Source organism: Microtetraspora sp. NBRC 13810 (genome assembly GCF_030268685.1).
In the GTDB taxonomy this organism is placed as follows: Bacteria; Actinomycetota; Actinomycetes; order Streptosporangiales; family Streptosporangiaceae; genus BSRQ01.
The window spans coordinates 107045-120551 of record NZ_BSRQ01000022.1 but is presented as its reverse complement, the minus strand read 5'-3'; the positions used below and the strand labels follow the sequence as shown (position 1 = coordinate 120551).

Annotated in this window: 11 protein-coding genes; 2 read left to right on the top strand and 9 right to left on the bottom strand. The window is 74.0% G+C overall.

Annotated elements, in window-relative coordinates:
• Positions 1-47: 47 nt before the first annotated feature.
• Positions 48-653, bottom strand: coding sequence for a TetR/AcrR family transcriptional regulator (locus tag QSK26_RS33735; RefSeq protein ID WP_285779370.1), 606 nt, complete (start codon positions 651-653; stop codon positions 48-50).
• Positions 654-746: 93 nt separating this feature from the next.
• On the opposite strand from QSK26_RS33735, the gene QSK26_RS33730 reads away from it, so the two are divergent.
• On the top strand, positions 747-1619 hold the full coding sequence (locus QSK26_RS33730) for an alpha/beta fold hydrolase (RefSeq protein WP_285779369.1): 873 nt from the start codon (positions 747-749) through the stop codon (positions 1617-1619).
• Between the two features lie 68 nt (positions 1620-1687).
• On the opposite strand, the gene QSK26_RS33725 is transcribed toward QSK26_RS33730, so the two are convergent.
• Positions 1688-2554, bottom strand: a complete 867-nt coding sequence (locus QSK26_RS33725; protein WP_285779368.1) for a phytanoyl-CoA dioxygenase family protein — start codon at positions 2552-2554, stop codon at positions 1688-1690.
• A gap of 65 nt (positions 2555-2619) precedes the next feature.
• Here QSK26_RS33725 and QSK26_RS33720 point away from each other — a divergent pair, with 65 nt between their 5' ends.
• Entirely contained in the window at positions 2620-3468 is an 849-nt protein-coding gene (locus QSK26_RS33720; RefSeq protein WP_285779367.1) for a helix-turn-helix transcriptional regulator, read from the top strand.
• Positions 3469-3473: 5 nt separating this feature from the next.
• Here the strand turns inward: QSK26_RS33720 and QSK26_RS33715 are convergent, their stop codons facing one another.
• Genes QSK26_RS33715 through QSK26_RS33685 form a run of 7 tightly spaced genes read right to left on the bottom strand, consistent with a single transcriptional unit; the run spans position 3474 to position 13502 of the window.
• Positions 3474-5483, bottom strand: a complete 2010-nt coding sequence (locus tag QSK26_RS33715) for a golvesin C-terminal-like domain-containing protein (RefSeq protein ID WP_285779366.1) — start codon at positions 5481-5483, stop codon at positions 3474-3476.
• A 50-nt stretch (positions 5484-5533) separates the two neighbouring features.
• Entirely contained in the window at positions 5534-6457 is a 924-nt protein-coding gene (locus QSK26_RS33710; protein WP_285779365.1) for a dihydrodipicolinate synthase family protein, read from the bottom strand.
• A gap of 2 nt (positions 6458-6459) precedes the next feature.
• Positions 6460-8064: an FAD-dependent oxidoreductase gene (locus QSK26_RS33705; RefSeq protein WP_285779364.1), complete on the bottom strand. Its 1605-nt coding sequence runs from the start codon at positions 8062-8064 to the stop codon at positions 6460-6462.
• Positions 8061-10223, bottom strand: a complete 2163-nt coding sequence (locus QSK26_RS33700; RefSeq protein ID WP_285779363.1) for an amylo-alpha-1,6-glucosidase — start codon at positions 10221-10223, stop codon at positions 8061-8063. Before QSK26_RS33700 ends, QSK26_RS33705 begins: the two co-directional genes overlap by 4 nt.
• Positions 10220-11017 (bottom strand): ATP-binding cassette domain-containing protein, encoded by a 798-nt coding sequence (locus QSK26_RS33695; RefSeq protein WP_285779362.1) that lies wholly within the window; start codon positions 11015-11017, stop codon positions 10220-10222. The genes QSK26_RS33700 and QSK26_RS33695 overlap by 4 nt, the downstream gene beginning before the upstream one ends.
• A complete protein-coding gene (locus tag QSK26_RS33690) occupies positions 11014-11994 on the bottom strand; it encodes an ABC transporter ATP-binding protein (RefSeq protein WP_285779361.1) in 981 nt (326 codons plus the stop codon). Before QSK26_RS33690 ends, QSK26_RS33695 begins: the two co-directional genes overlap by 4 nt.
• The gene (locus QSK26_RS33685) at positions 11991-13502 is read right to left on the bottom strand and encodes an ABC transporter substrate-binding protein (RefSeq protein WP_285779360.1); all 1512 of its coding nucleotides are present in this window, start codon (positions 13500-13502) and stop codon (positions 11991-11993) included. Before QSK26_RS33685 ends, QSK26_RS33690 begins: the two co-directional genes overlap by 4 nt.
• Positions 13503-13507 lie beyond the last annotated feature (5 nt).

Below are 13507 nucleotides of genomic sequence, written 5' to 3'. Positions count from 1 at the left end.
CCGGGAGTCGCGCCGCAGGCCCCCTCGGGTGCGCGGGCCCCGGGAGGTCAGCCCCGGTAGGAGTCGATCAACCGGGCGAGGTGGCGGCCGGCGATCTCCAGGGGCTGCTCGCTCCTGGAGACCTGCGCGGCGAGTTCCGCGCCCTCCAGAGTGTTGATCACCGTGTGGGCGAGGTCGGGGATGTCGTCCTCGGCGATGCCGGTGCCGCGCAGTTTCTCGGCGACGAGCTCCCGCCAGTGTGCGAAGGCGTCGACGACGGCCTGGTGGATGTCGGGGACGCGGCCGGATGTCTCCAGGGCGGTGGCGGTGATCGGGCAACCGTCGAGCCAGTCGGAGTCACGCAGGTAGGTGGCGAGTATCCGGGTGCACGCGATCATCGCCTCGGCCGGATCGGCCTCGGCGGTCAGCGCCTCGCGCAGGATGCCGGCGAACTCCAGGTCGGCGTGCCGGACCGCCTCGGCGGCGAGCTCCTGCTTGCCGCTGGGGAAGAAGTGGTAGACCGAGCTGAGCGCGACGCCGGCTTCCCGGGAGATCTGCTTGATCCCGGTTCCTTCGTAGCCCTGCCGCTGCATCAGCCGTGAGGTCGTCCGGACGAGACGCTCGCGGGTTCCGAGGGCGGGGTCGGCCTGAGCCGGCAGTGTCGTGTCGTTCATCTCACCACAGTACTGGTTGGAGCGTTCGTTACACACGTGCTAGGTTCTGGTTAGAACGTTCGTTACAGAGAACCGAGCAAGGAGTAACAGGCAATGCGCCACAAGCACGTCACCGCCAACGGGATCGACTTCGCCTACCTGGAGGAGGGGGAGGGGCCGCTGGCGCTGCTGCTGCACGGCTTCCCCGAGGCCCCGAGCATGTACCGGCACCTGATGCCCGTCCTTGCCGAGGCGGGGTACCGGGCCGTCGCCCCGGCCCTGCGGGGCTTCGCCCCGACCCAGGTGCCGCCGGACGGCAGCATGCGGATCGCCGACCTGATCGCCGACGCCAACAGCCTGCACGAGGAACTCGGCGGCGACGCGAACGCGGTCATCGTCGGGCACGACTGGGGCGGCTTCGCCACCTGGGGCGCCGCGGCGCACGCGCCCGAACGCTGGTCGAAGGTCGTGGTGGCCGACGTGCCGCCGGTCCGGTTCTACGACCGCAAGGCCACCGATCCCGTCCAGATCCACAAGAACAGCCACTTCTACTTCTTCCAGATGGGCGTCGCGGACCAGATCGTGCCGGTGAACGACTTCGCCTACCTCGACTGGCTGTGGCGGCACTGGAGCGGATCCGTCCCCGGCTTCGACTCCACCGAGGACCGGCAGGCCGGGAAGGACGCGCTGCGGGCGCCGGCCAACCTGCGTTCGGGCCTCGGCCTCTACCGGGACAACTTCCACCCCGAGACCTTCGGAACCGACCGGTGGACGATGGGAGCCGTGCTGGCCGACCTGCCCACCCAGCCGACGCTCTACCTGCACGGCAGCGAGGACCCGGTGGTCGACGCGCGGACGCTCGCCGACATCGTCGACGCGCTGCCCGCGGGCTCGGACGGCGCCCTCCTCGACGGGGTGGGCCACTTCCCGTTCCTGGAGCAGCCCGAGGAGGTGAACCGGCGGATCCTCAAGTTCCTGACGGCCTGACCACGGAGCCGGGGACGGCCCGGCCGGGCCTCGCGGGACCGGGCCGCCGCCCGTCCACCGGCGGCAGTTCAGCGATCGCAGCCGCCGTCCCGGTCGCGGCGGACGTGCGGCCGCGCGATGTCCCGGTACCCCTTGTAGGCGTACGGGTCCTCGCCCGCGACGATGACCACGTCCCGGAAGTCGTACTTGCCGACGTGGACACCGGGCGGCGGGGACTGCCACGGCAGCGGGGACCGCGCGTTCATGTAGTGGTTGGCCAGTGCCCGGCGCAGCCCGTGCCGCCCGGTGTTGGGCAGCGAGCGGTGCAGCAGATAACCGTTGAAGAAGACGGCCGTGCCCGCGGCGACCTCGACCGGCACCGCGTCGCCGTCGGCGTAGGGGAAGCCGTAGGACTCGACGGTGCAGTCGAACCGCTCGTCGTCGTGCTCGCGGTCGGGGTAGATGATCCCCGGCGCGTGCGAGCCGGGCAGCACCCACAGGCACCCGTTCTCCACGGTGGCGTCGTCGAGGGCGATCCACGCCGCGGTGAGCGAGCGGTCGCGGGTCGGGATGAAGAACTCGTCCTGGTGCCACGCCTGGCCGGGCTTGCCCTCCCCCTTGGTGAACAGCATGGACTGCATCGCCTTGACATCGGGGCCGATCAGCCGGACGAGGACGTCGACGATCCTCGGGTGGGCCAGGGTGTCCCTGATCACCGACGAGATCTTGTGCGGGTGGTGGACGCAGATGTAGCGCCGCAGGAGCGTGTCGCCGGTGTCGCCGGGAGCGGCGGGCAGCAGGCCCTCGACCTGACCGCATTCACCCTTGTAGATCCGCAGCGTCTCGGCCCGCAACGCCTCGGTCTCGTCGGCGGAGAGGATGCCGGGGACGGTTGCGTACCCGTCCTGCTCATAACGTCGCCGCAGGTCAGAGGGGGTGTCTGTGGAAATCGTCATGTATCGAGGATGCCGGGCGGGGACCGGGTTGACCATGGTCGTGCCGTACACGAACATGGACGATCGTGACCCCGCTCAGGTGCAGGATCGGCAGGCAGCCGCCCACGGTCGCCCACTACTCGCGCGGGGCGACCTTCGGCCCGCGCACCCTGGTGGACTTCGAGCTGGTGTGGATGGTGACGGGCACGGCCCGCTGGCGGCGGCTCGACGTGCCGGACGAGCGCGAGCTGGCCCCCGGCGACCTTCTGCTGGTCCGGCCCGGGATGCGGGACGAGTTCGCCTGGGACGCGCGTTCCCCGTGCGCGCACGGCTACGTGCACGTCTCGATCAGCCCGGAGGTGGACACCGGCGGCTGGCCCCTGGTCCGCCCCACCGCCGCGCCGAGCCCCCTCGCCGGTCTGCTCTCCTACCTGCTGTGGCTGGCCGACGAGGGCGGGACCGGCTCGCGGGACCGGATCGAGGAGGTGCTGGGCACGCTGATCGGCATCTTCGTCCGGGGGCCGCTGCCGGAACGGCGCGACCGGCCGGAGCCGGCCGCGCTCGCGGCGGCCCTCGACTGGGTGCGCGCCACCTGGGCCGCCGGCGGCATGCGCGGCGTCGCCGTGGACGAGCTCGCCGCCGCGGCCCTGGTGTCCAGGACCCACATCTCGCGGCTGTTCACCCGCCACTTCGGCCACCCGCCCGCGGCGGCCCTCGAACTCGTACGGCTGGCCCGCGCGCGCACCCTCCTCCTGCGCAGCAACATGACCGTCACGGTGGTGGCCCGCGACTGCGGCTTCACCGACCCGCTGCACTTCTCCCGCCGGTTCCGCGCCGCGTTCGGCCGGTCCCCGCGCGAGTTCCGCTCCGCGCACCAGGCCGGTGAGCCGCCGGACCCTCCGGGCCTGCGGTCCCTGCTACGACGGCTGTCCTGACCCGGTCACGGTGTCACCGGGGTGAGGCGGACGGCGTCGGCGATGACGAATCCGTCGGCGTCGTCGCTGACCTGGATCGTCCCCCGGTTCCCCGCGACAAAGGGATACCGGCCGATCGGCACCCACTTCCCGCCGTTCACCCGCTGGTCCACCCGGACTGTCGCCGTGCCGCCCTCGAATCTGACCGTGTAGGGGACGTCGGACCCCCTGTTCTCATGCTGGACGTACCACACCGACACCTCGTACCGCCCGCTGGCGGGCACCTCGGGACGCCACCGGGCGACCGAGGCGCCGGTGCCCGCGGCGTGGAAGTGGTAGCTGCCGCCGTAGAAGCCGGGGGTTCCGGTGCCGCGGCTCCACGTGCCGGACACGGCCCCGAAGTCCAGCGCCGAGTCGTTGTCGGCCACGGCCTTCAGGGGATCGGCCGCGGCGCCGCCGGTGACGAGGGAGAGCTGGTCCAGGGCGAGGGTCGTGCCCCCGCCGTGACCCGGCCCGGTGACCGTGAACCGGATGGTGTGCCTGCCGGGCTGCAGCGTGACCGCGCCGTGCTGGTACGTCTGGAACATCGGCAGCGTCGTCGAGGTCGTGTCCACCACCGCGGCCGGCAGGTCCACGCCGTCGATGCTCGCCCGGACCGTCGCGCCCCGCGCGAGCCGCAGGTAGCGGACGGCCACCTCGGTGCGCCCGGCCGCCGTGCCGGGGACGTCGAACGGGACCTCGACGCGGCCGCCCGCGGCGGCCTCGAAACTGGCGTATCCGCCGCCGCGGGCGTGCGGATCGAGCACGGTCTCGCCCGGCCGGGCGCCGGACAGTTCGTGGGACCGCTCGGTGAGCCCGGGGCCGCCCTGGGCGGAGTCCCTGCCGCCGGTGAGCCAGGCCAGGTCGAACCTCGCCACCGACACCCGCTGGGGGAAGGAGCCGTGCGTGCCGTCCCTGCCGTACAGCAGGGTGATCGTGCCGTCGGGCTGAACGCCGAGGTCGGAGTAGTAGGACGGGCCGGAGGTGATGACCCTGCTGTAGCGGTAGCTGTAGCCCTCGTCGTAGCTGATCGACACCGTCATGTTCCGCCGGGCGGGCGAGTCGGGGCGGGAGAACAGCAGCCGGTCGGGCGCGTCGCTCGCCGGGCCCCCGCTGTAGCGCCGCACCGCGGAGTCGACGGCCACGTACGGGGTGATCGCGGTGTCGAGCAGCGGGCGTGACCACGTCGCGCCCCGGTCGGTGCTGATCGCGGTGACCCGCCGCCGTTCCCCGCCGACGGCGTTGCGCGTGCTGGCGACCAGCGCGCCGTCCGACCGTTCGTACACCCGCGGTTCGTTCATCGGGTAGTCGGGGGAGACGGTGACCGGCTGGGCGGCCTGCCAGGTGGCTCCGTGGTCGTCGCTGTAGAGGCCGGCCATGCCGTAACGCCGCTCGGGCACCGAGTACCGGACCTCCCTGCGGTGGGCGGTCGGCACGTACAACCGGCCGCTCGCGAGCTGGACCCCGTGGCCGGGGCCCGCGCCGTGCAGCGTCCACCCGTGGGGGTTGGCGGCGAACAGCGGGGTCAGCTCGCGCGGCGTGCCCCAGGTGAGGCCGTCGTCCCTGCTGGAGACCATGTACAGCCGGGTGCGGTCGGCGGAGCAGGTGGTGTTGCCCGCGTCGCGGGTGCCCTCGTTGTAGAAGAGGAAGACCTCGCCGGTGGACCCGTCGGTCACCAGGGCGGGGTTGCCCGGTGAGCTGCCGTTCCGGGAGGGGACGACGATCCGGGTCGGCGACCAGGTGGCGCCGCCGTCGGTGCTGCGGCGCATCAGCACGTCGCGCGGCCCCGCGTCGCAGACCTCGTAGCGCCCTTCGGTGAAGGCCAGCGTGGTGCCCGCCGGGGTGACGGCGAGCGCGTGGACGTGGAAGTTCTCGTACGTCGGGTCGGTGGCGGCGTCCCACAGGACGGTCTCGGCGAAACGTCCGGGCGCCGCGGCCTGCGCCGGCGCCGGCGCCGCGAGCGTGGTGGCCAGGATCGCCATGACCAGCGACAACACCGATGACACCGACAACACGGATGGCACGGATAACACGGATGGCACGGACTTCACGCGGGGTTCCCTTCGACGAGGTGAACGGAGTGGTCGGCGGCGAAGCGGTGGATCGCGGCACGCTCGGCCTCGTCGCACGGCAGCAGCGGCGGGGCCAGGTGCTCGGTGCACAGGCCGCGCCGGCGCAGGAGTTCCTTCACCGAGGGCACTCCGGCCCTGATGGCGTGCAGCGAGGTCAGCTCGGTGGCGACCGCCTGGAGCCGGTCCGACTCCGCGTCGTCGCCGGCGGCGTGCGCGGCGAACAGGCCGGCCATCGGGCCCGGCGCGAAGTTGGCCAGCCCCGGCGCGATGCCGTCCGCGCCCGCGCGCAGCCCGGCGGCCAGATCCCGCTCCGCGCCCTGGGTGACGCCCACGCCGCCGACGTCGCGGGCGACGGCGACGATGTGCGCGAGGAGGCCGGCGTCGCCGGAGCTGTCCTTGATCCCGGCGACGTGGTCCAGGCTCAGGATCCGCGCCACCAGGTCCGGGGTGAGCGGCTGCGCGTAGCGTGGCGCGTTGTAGACGACGACGGGGACGCCGAGGCCGGCCAGCGCGGCGTAGTGCGCGACGACCTCGTCGTCGCGGTGCCGGAAGTAGCTGGGCGGGCTGAGCAGGAACGCGTCAGGCCCGGCCGGGAGCGCGGCCTCGGCGCGGGCGAGGGCCTCCAGCGTCCCGGCCGCCGAGACGTTGACCACCACCGGCCCGCCCGGGGTGAGTTCCCGCCACTCCCTGGCCATCGCCGTGACATAGCCGCCGATGGATCCGGCGGGGACGAGGGGGCCTTCCCCGTTGCTGCCGAGCAGCAGCAGGCCGCGCACCCCGGCGGTGGCCATGCGGGACAGCAGGTGCGGGGCGGCGCGCCGGTCCGGCCGCCCGGGGCGGTCCATCGGCGTGACGAGCGGCACCATGACGCCGCGCAGCAGACTCCGGCCGTCGGACACGGTCAGTACCCCCTGATCTCCGGCCAGGCCAGCTCCACGCCGTCCTGGGCGAGCCCGTCCTGGAACTCCGCCAGCAACCGCCCGTCCCGGTGCACCTGCTCCGGGGCGAGGCCGCGGGCGAGGCAGAAGGCGGCGAGCGCGCCCGCGGACTCGCCGATGTTCCACTCCACCGGGTGCAGGCGGTAGCAGCCGTTGGTGATGTGCGTGGTTCCGATGTTCTTGGCGGCCGCCAGCAGGTTGCGCGTCCTGACCGGCAGCAGCGCGCCGAGCGGGATCTGGAACGGGCAGCTCGACACGTCGATGTAGGTGTCGCCGCCGGTCGAGGGGTGCAGGTCGATGCGGTACATGCCGATGCCGACGGTGTCGGGGTAGCGGACCGCGCCGCGCTCGCCGCGCACGGAGTAGGCGAGGTCCTGCTCCACGACGGTGTACCGCGCCTCGATCCGGCGCGACTCGCGGATGTAGGGCGCCTTGGCCAGGCCGTCCGCGGTGCCCATGACGTCGCCGCGCAGCCGCAGGCCCGGCCAGCCGGTGCCGCCGTCGGGCCGGGGCGCCTCGGTCTGCAGCCAGTACATCATGCTCAGGCTCAGCTCGCGGGCCCCGGCCAGGTGCCCGGCGCGCTCGGCGCCGGAGACGCCGACCAGCGGGCCGGGCAGGTAGTCGATCATCGGCCAGTTGACCACGACCACGTCGCTCGCCAGGAATCCCGGACGGAACACGCCACGGGAGAGGATCCGCCGGAACACCCACAGGTCCTTGTCGCCAGGATCCTTGCTCTGGTCGGCGACGACCGGTCCGGTCACCTCGTTGGGCACGAACCTGCGCGGCACGCTCTCCAGCGTGCGCGGGTCGGGGGCGGTCAGGCTCAGCAGCCGGTCCGGCCAGAACGACGGCCGGTACTCCCGCCATTCGGCGTAGCGCGCCGGGCGGTCGATCGTGTGGTCCTCCCCTTCGCGGTGGTCCACGGCGAAGACCCAGGAGAACGCCTGCATGTTGTGCGGCTGGGCCTCGGCCGGCGCGTGCGGCTCGCCGGTCCTGTTCGCGGACTCGAACCCGGTCACGTACTCCGTCCCGGTGAGGGGCAGCAGGTCGCCCAGTTCGGTCGCGTCGAGCACGTACCGGGCGGCCACCTCGACCCGCCCGCCGTCCGGCCCCTCGAACTCCACCATCCGCACCTCGTCGCCCTCGACGTCGGCGGCCACCGGGCGGTGCCCGTACAGCACCCGCAGCGTCCCGGCGGCCACGTACGGCGCGACCATCGCGGACAGGACCTCGGCCGCCACCCTCGGCTCGTGGCACAGCCGGCTGACCCGGCCCTCGCCCGGGTTGAGGTCCGGCCGCTCGCGCGCCGCCTGGGTCAGCGGGTACCAGGCGCGGTAGTAGCGCCGGATCTCCTCGCGCAGCAGCCGGTAGCTCCGGGTGCAGCCGAACTGCTCGATCCACGGGTGCTCGTCGGGCGGGACCCCCTGGCTGGTGAGCTGCCCGCCGAGCCAGTCGGTCTCCTCGGTCATCACCACCGACCGGCCCCTGCGCAGGGCCGCCAGCGCGGCGGCGACGCCGCCCAGCCCGCCGCCCACTACCAGCATGTCCACCTTGCGGTCGGTCACCAGGTGCCTTTCTCTATGCGAACCGGAGTGGGGTCCGGCGAGGGGATGACGAGGGGGACGGGCCGGCCTCCGGTGAGGACCTCGCGCCGCGTCACCCCCGCGACGGTGATCGCGGCCTCGCCACCCACCCCGGCGGGGGGCGCGAGCAGCAGTTCGCCGGGGCCGCCGGACACCACGGCGGACACGGACGCCGCGGTCCGGTGATAGCCGGTGACGGTCATCCCCGGCGGCGCGTCCAGCAGTGTCGCGTCGCCGAGCAGCACCCTCAGCCGGTCGCCGGCCGTGATCGTGAGCGGCCCTTCGCCGAGGCACAGGCCGGCCAGCTCCGCCGGGCGGCCGGGATGGGCGAACCGCCACCCGTCCTCGCGCGGGTCCGCGAGTTCCTGGAAGGCCAGGTGGGCCAGGAGCGACCCCCACCCGAACAGTCCGTCGGAGCGTGCCGCGAGCGGCCGGACGTCCTCGCCGGGGACGGTCGGGTAGTTCTCCCTGACGTGGCTGTGCCGGGCCCACTCGTCCAGGTACAGGGTGAGCAGCCGGTCCACGATCGGCCGCGCCGGCAGGCCGTACCTGCGCAGGCCCGACACCGCGAGGAAGGCCAGCGGGGCCCAGATCCGGCCCCTCCAGTAGTGGTCGGTGAACCCGGTGTCCTCGCGTGAGACGCTCGGCAGCGGCGGGTCGCCGCCGAGGGCCTCCGGGCGCAGCAGCCGCTCGGCCAGCGTCCGGGCGCGTTCCGGCGTGGGGATCCGGGCGAGGAGCGGGTAGAGCATCGTCGGCGCCAGGTGCTCGGAGTGGCGGCCGTCCGCCCACACGTTGCGGTAGGTGTCCTCGTGCCACATCAGCGCGTCCACCCGGGAACGGGCCTCGCCCGCCTCCGCGCGGAACCGAGCGGCGTCGTCCGCGAGGCCCAGCCGGGCGGCGATCTCGGCCAGGGCGTCGGCGTCCGCGATGTGCAGGGCGGACAGGCCCACGTCGGCGAGGTCCATCGTGCGGGTCGCCGGGTCGTAGCGGACGTCGTCGTACATCGGCGAGTCGTCGAGCCCGGACTCGCGCCGGGCGCGGTCGGCCGTGGCGGACTCCTCGTCGCCCTCGACGGGGTCAGAGCCCCACGCCAGCAGCCCGTGCGGCCCCCGCCGCGCGGCCGGCCACCACTCGTGCCACGCGCGCAGCACGGGATAGGCGCGCTCCAGCAGGCCGCGGTCCCGGGTCTCCTCGCCGAGCCCGCCGCCCAGGTAGGCCGACAGTACGGCGAGCGCCCCCACCGGCGGCTGGGACCTGTCCCCGGTCCGCCCCCGGTCGTCGGAGACCCGGTTGGGCAGCATCCCGCGTTCGTCGGCCTGGTCGAGGATCTGGTCGAAGATCCCGCGGGCGTAGTCCCGGTCGATCCAGGCCGCCACCAGGCCGGTGAGGAAGGTGTCCCAGGTGTGCAGGGCCCAGCGGCCGTAGAAGCCGGCGCGGTCCGCGCAGACGAAGTCCCGCGAGGTGGGCGTCAGGACCCGTTTGAGGTCGGGCGCGTAGACGGTGTTCCAGGTGACCGAGCGCTGGTAGGCGTCACCGGCCTCGCCCAGCCAGCCGGAGGTCCTGATCCGCCCGGCCAGGGCGTGCCGGCGGCGTTCGCCGACCTCCTCGTCCACCGGGCCGGGGTCGAGCCACTCGACGGTGACCTCGCGGCCCGTGGGGCCGGTCGCCGGGGCCAGCCGGACGCGGAGCGGCTCCGCGGTGAGCCGGTCGCCGGCCACCCGCAGGTGCAGGCCGTCCGGGGTGCGCTCGGTGTCCGCGTCGTGCGAGACGCCGAGGACCCACTCCACCGGGTCCGCGGCCGGGCCGGGGACGCCGGGCATCCGGTCGACGACGAGCGTCAGGTCGGCGGGGACGCCCTCCTCCGCTTCGACGGCCGCGGTGACGTGCAGCGTGTCCCCGGTGCCTCCGGCGAACCGCAGCTCCAGCCGGGTCCCCCCGGCGTGCACCGTGACCTCGGCGTAGTCGCCGTGCACGGTGTGGTGCCCGAGCCTGACCAGCCCGTCCCGCCAGGTGAAGCCGTCGGTGGGCGGCCCGTCGCCGGACCGCAGGCCGGCGCGGATCCGCAGCCCGGTGGGCAGGTGCGCGCAGCCGGTGTGGAACCGCACGTCCCAGGTGTTCCAGCCCCGTGGTTCGGGGGTCATCCGGTCACTCCTTCTCCGAGATCGAGCGCGGCGCCGAGGTCGAGCGCGGCGCCGAGCAGCTCGCGGGTGTAGGGGTGGCGCGGCGCCGTGAAGATCTCCTCGGTGCCGCCCTGTTCCACCAGTTCGCCGTCTCGCATGACCGCGGTACGGTCCGCGATCTGCCTGACGACGCCGAGGTCATGGGAGATGAACAACATGGCCAGGCCGTGGGCGGCGCGCAGGTCGATCAGCAGGCGCAGGATCTGCGCCTGGACCGACACGTCCAGCGCGGAGACCGCCTCGTCGCACACCAGCAGCCTGGGCCGCAGCGCGAGGGCGCGGGCGATGCCGACCCGCTGGCACTGGCCGCCGGACAGCGCGCCGGGGCGGCGGCCGGCCACGCCCGGGTCCAGCCCGACGTCGCCCAGCAGCGCCGCGACCGCCTCGGCCGGGTCCCCCGGCGGCGCGACCCCCGGGTGCGCGCTCCACGCCTCGGCGACGATGGCGCCCACCCGCATGCGCGGGTTCAGCGACGACCGCGGGTCCTGGAAGATCATCTGGATGCCGCGCTGCACGTGGGCGGGCCGGGAGCGGACGGGCCCCAGGGGCGTCCCCTCGTAGGCGACGGTGCCCTCCGCCGGGCGGGCCAGGCCGGCCACCACCCGCGCGACGCTCGTCTTGCCCGATCCCGACTCCCCGACCAGGGCGAGCGTCTCGCCCGGACCGACCTCCAGGCTGACGCCGCGCACCGCCTCGTGCGCGCGGCGGCCCCGGCCGTACCGCACCCGCAGGCCGGTGACCTCCAGGCCGTTCACGGGCGTGCCCCCGCCGCGAGTTCCTCCGCGAAGTGGCACGCGGTGTGCCGTCCCGGGGCCAGCGCGCGGACCTCCGGTCGTTCGCGGCGGCATCGGTCCCGCGCGAGCGGGCAGCGGGGGTGGAACGCGCAGCCCGCCGGCCGGGCGAGGGGACTGGCCGGCGCCCCGGGCAGCGGCTCCGCGGGGACGCTTTTCGCCCGTACGGCGGGCACGCTCTCCACCAGCGCCCTGGTGTAGGGATGGTGCGGTGCGCGGAACACCTGGCGGACCGGGCCGCGCTCGGCGACGCGTCCCGCGTACATCACCACCACCTCGTCCGCGACGTGGGCGATCACGCGCAGGTCGTGGCTGACGAAGAGCATCGCCTGCCCGGTCTCGGCCCGCAGCCGGCGCAGCAGGTCCAGCACCCGTGCCTGGACCGTCACGTCCAGCGCCGTCGTCGGCTCGTCGGCCAGGAGCAGCCGGGGTTCCCCGGCCAGCGCGAGGGCGATCATGGCCCGCTGCCGCAGGCCGCCGGAGAACTGGTGCGGGTACTGGCCGATCCGCCGGGCGGGGTCGGGGACGCCCACCCGCTCCAGCGCGGCGAGCACCCGCTCGCGCACCCGGGCGCGCGGCAGCCCGTCGCGGCGGAGGATCTCGCCCACCTGGCGCCCGATGGTCTGGCTCGGGTTGAGCGCCGCCAGCGGGTCCTGGAAGATCATCGCGATCTCCCGCCCGCGCGCCCGGCGGCGGCGGGCGGGATCGGCGGCGAGCAGGTCCTCACCCGCCCACCACAGCTCGCCCGAGCACGACGCCCCCTCGGGCAGCAACCCGATCACCGCCATCGCGGTCATCGTCTTGCCGCTTCCCGACTCGCCGATCAGGCCGGTGACCGAGCCGGAGTGCACGGCGAAGGACACCTCGTCCACCACCGGGACGGCCGCGCCGGAGGCGGAGGGCAGCAGCACGGACAACCCTCGCACGTCCAGCAGTGTCACGACGGGTTCACCGTGACCTTCGAGAAGTCCGGCAGGCCGCTGGGGTCGAGGACGAGTCCGTTGACCCCCTGCCGCCACGCGTAGGGGACCTTCACGAACATCGGGTACATGCCGACCGCGTCGTTCCAGGTGATGGCGATGGCCCCGGCGTAGAAGCGCTCGCGCTCGGCGGTGTCGTCGGTCGCCTCCGCCTTGGCCAGCAGGGCGTCGAGGTCCTCGTTGCAGTAGCCGTTGCGCCCGGCCGCGCACGGGTAGAGCCGGCCCAGGTTGGTCGCCGCGTCGCGGGTCGGCGTGGCGAGCTGCTGGAAGTTGACGTCCCACTTGAGGGCCAGCAGGTCCTCCAGGAACACCGCGGGCTCCTTCTCCCGCACGTCCGTTTTGACCCCGATGGCGTCCAGGTCGGAGGCGACCGCCTGGACGAACTGCCGGAACTCCGCGCCGGAGAACTGCAGTCGCAGCGGCTTGGCGAAGTCGAATCCCGCCGCGGCGAGCGCGGCGCGGGCGCCGTCCGGGTCGTGTGGCACCGGAGGCTGCGGGGCGTGGCCCAGGACCGTCGGGGCGACCACCGAGTCCGCCGGGGTGCCCGTCTCCGGGTAGAGCGAGGAGATGATCTTCTTGAAGTCGACCGCCTGCCACAGTGCGCGGCGCACGGCCGCGTCCTTGAGCGCGGGCGTCCGGGAGTTGAACCACATCGTGAAGACCGCCGTCCCCGGCACGGCCTGGACCGTCACGCTCGGGTCGCTCTTCAGCGGCGGCAACTGGTCGTCCGGGATGCCCCAGACCACCTGCACCTCGCCGGTGCGCAGCGCCGTCAGCCTGGCCGAGAGCTCCGGGATGTTCTTGACGGTCAGCCGCCCGAGCGTGGGCGCGCCGTTCCAGTGCCGCCGGTTGGGGGCCAGCTCCAGGCTCTCGCCTGGCGTGAACGACGTGACCGTGAACGGCCCCGAGCCGACCGGCGCGCCGAAGAAGCCGTCGCCCGCCTTGGCGGGGACCACGTAGAACTGCGTGAGCTTGCCGAGGATCGCGGCGTTCGGCGTCCTGGAGGTGAACACCACCTCCCGGTCGGAGGGGGCCGACACCTCGGTGTCGGGGAAGTTGCCGGCGACGGGACCCTTCAGCTCCCTGACCCGGTCGAAGGAGGCCACCACGTCCTGGGCGGTCAGGGGGCTCCCGTCGGAGAAGGTGACGCCCTCGCGCAGGGTGAAGGTCCAGGTGGTGGCGCCGTCGCCGGACGTCCACCTCGTCGCGAGGTCGCCGGTCACCGAGCCGTCGGCGCCGGGCCGTACCAGGCGGCTGAAGATCGCCTGGGCCGCGAGCTGGGTGCCGGCGGACGCTCCCGCCGGGCCGTGCGGGTCCAGGCTCTCCACCGAATAGGTGCCGGCCGCGGTCAGCCCCGCGGGCTTCCCGCCGGCCGAGGGGGCGCCCGCCGTGCCGCCGCCGCCCCACCCGCAGCCCGCGACCAGTACGGCGAGGGCGGTGAGGGTGGCGAGTCTTCTTCGAGCAGTCATGGGAT

Excerpts from the sequence above, each read along its gene's own strand:
- QSK26_RS33685 (WP_285779360.1), bottom strand. The coding sequence starts at position 13,502 with ATGACTGCTCGAAGAAGACTCGCCACCCTCACCGCCCTCGCCGTACTG.
- QSK26_RS33730 (WP_285779369.1), top strand. The coding sequence starts at position 747 with ATGCGCCACAAGCACGTCACCGCCAACGGGATCGACTTCGCCTACCTG.
- QSK26_RS33700 (WP_285779363.1), bottom strand. The coding sequence starts at position 10,223 with ATGACCCCCGAACCACGGGGCTGGAACACCTGGGACGTGCGGTTCCAC.
- QSK26_RS33725 (WP_285779368.1), bottom strand. The coding sequence starts at position 2,554 with ATGACGATTTCCACAGACACCCCCTCTGACCTGCGGCGACGTTATGAG.
- QSK26_RS33735 (WP_285779370.1), bottom strand. The coding sequence starts at position 653 with ATGAACGACACGACACTGCCGGCTCAGGCCGACCCCGCCCTCGGAACC.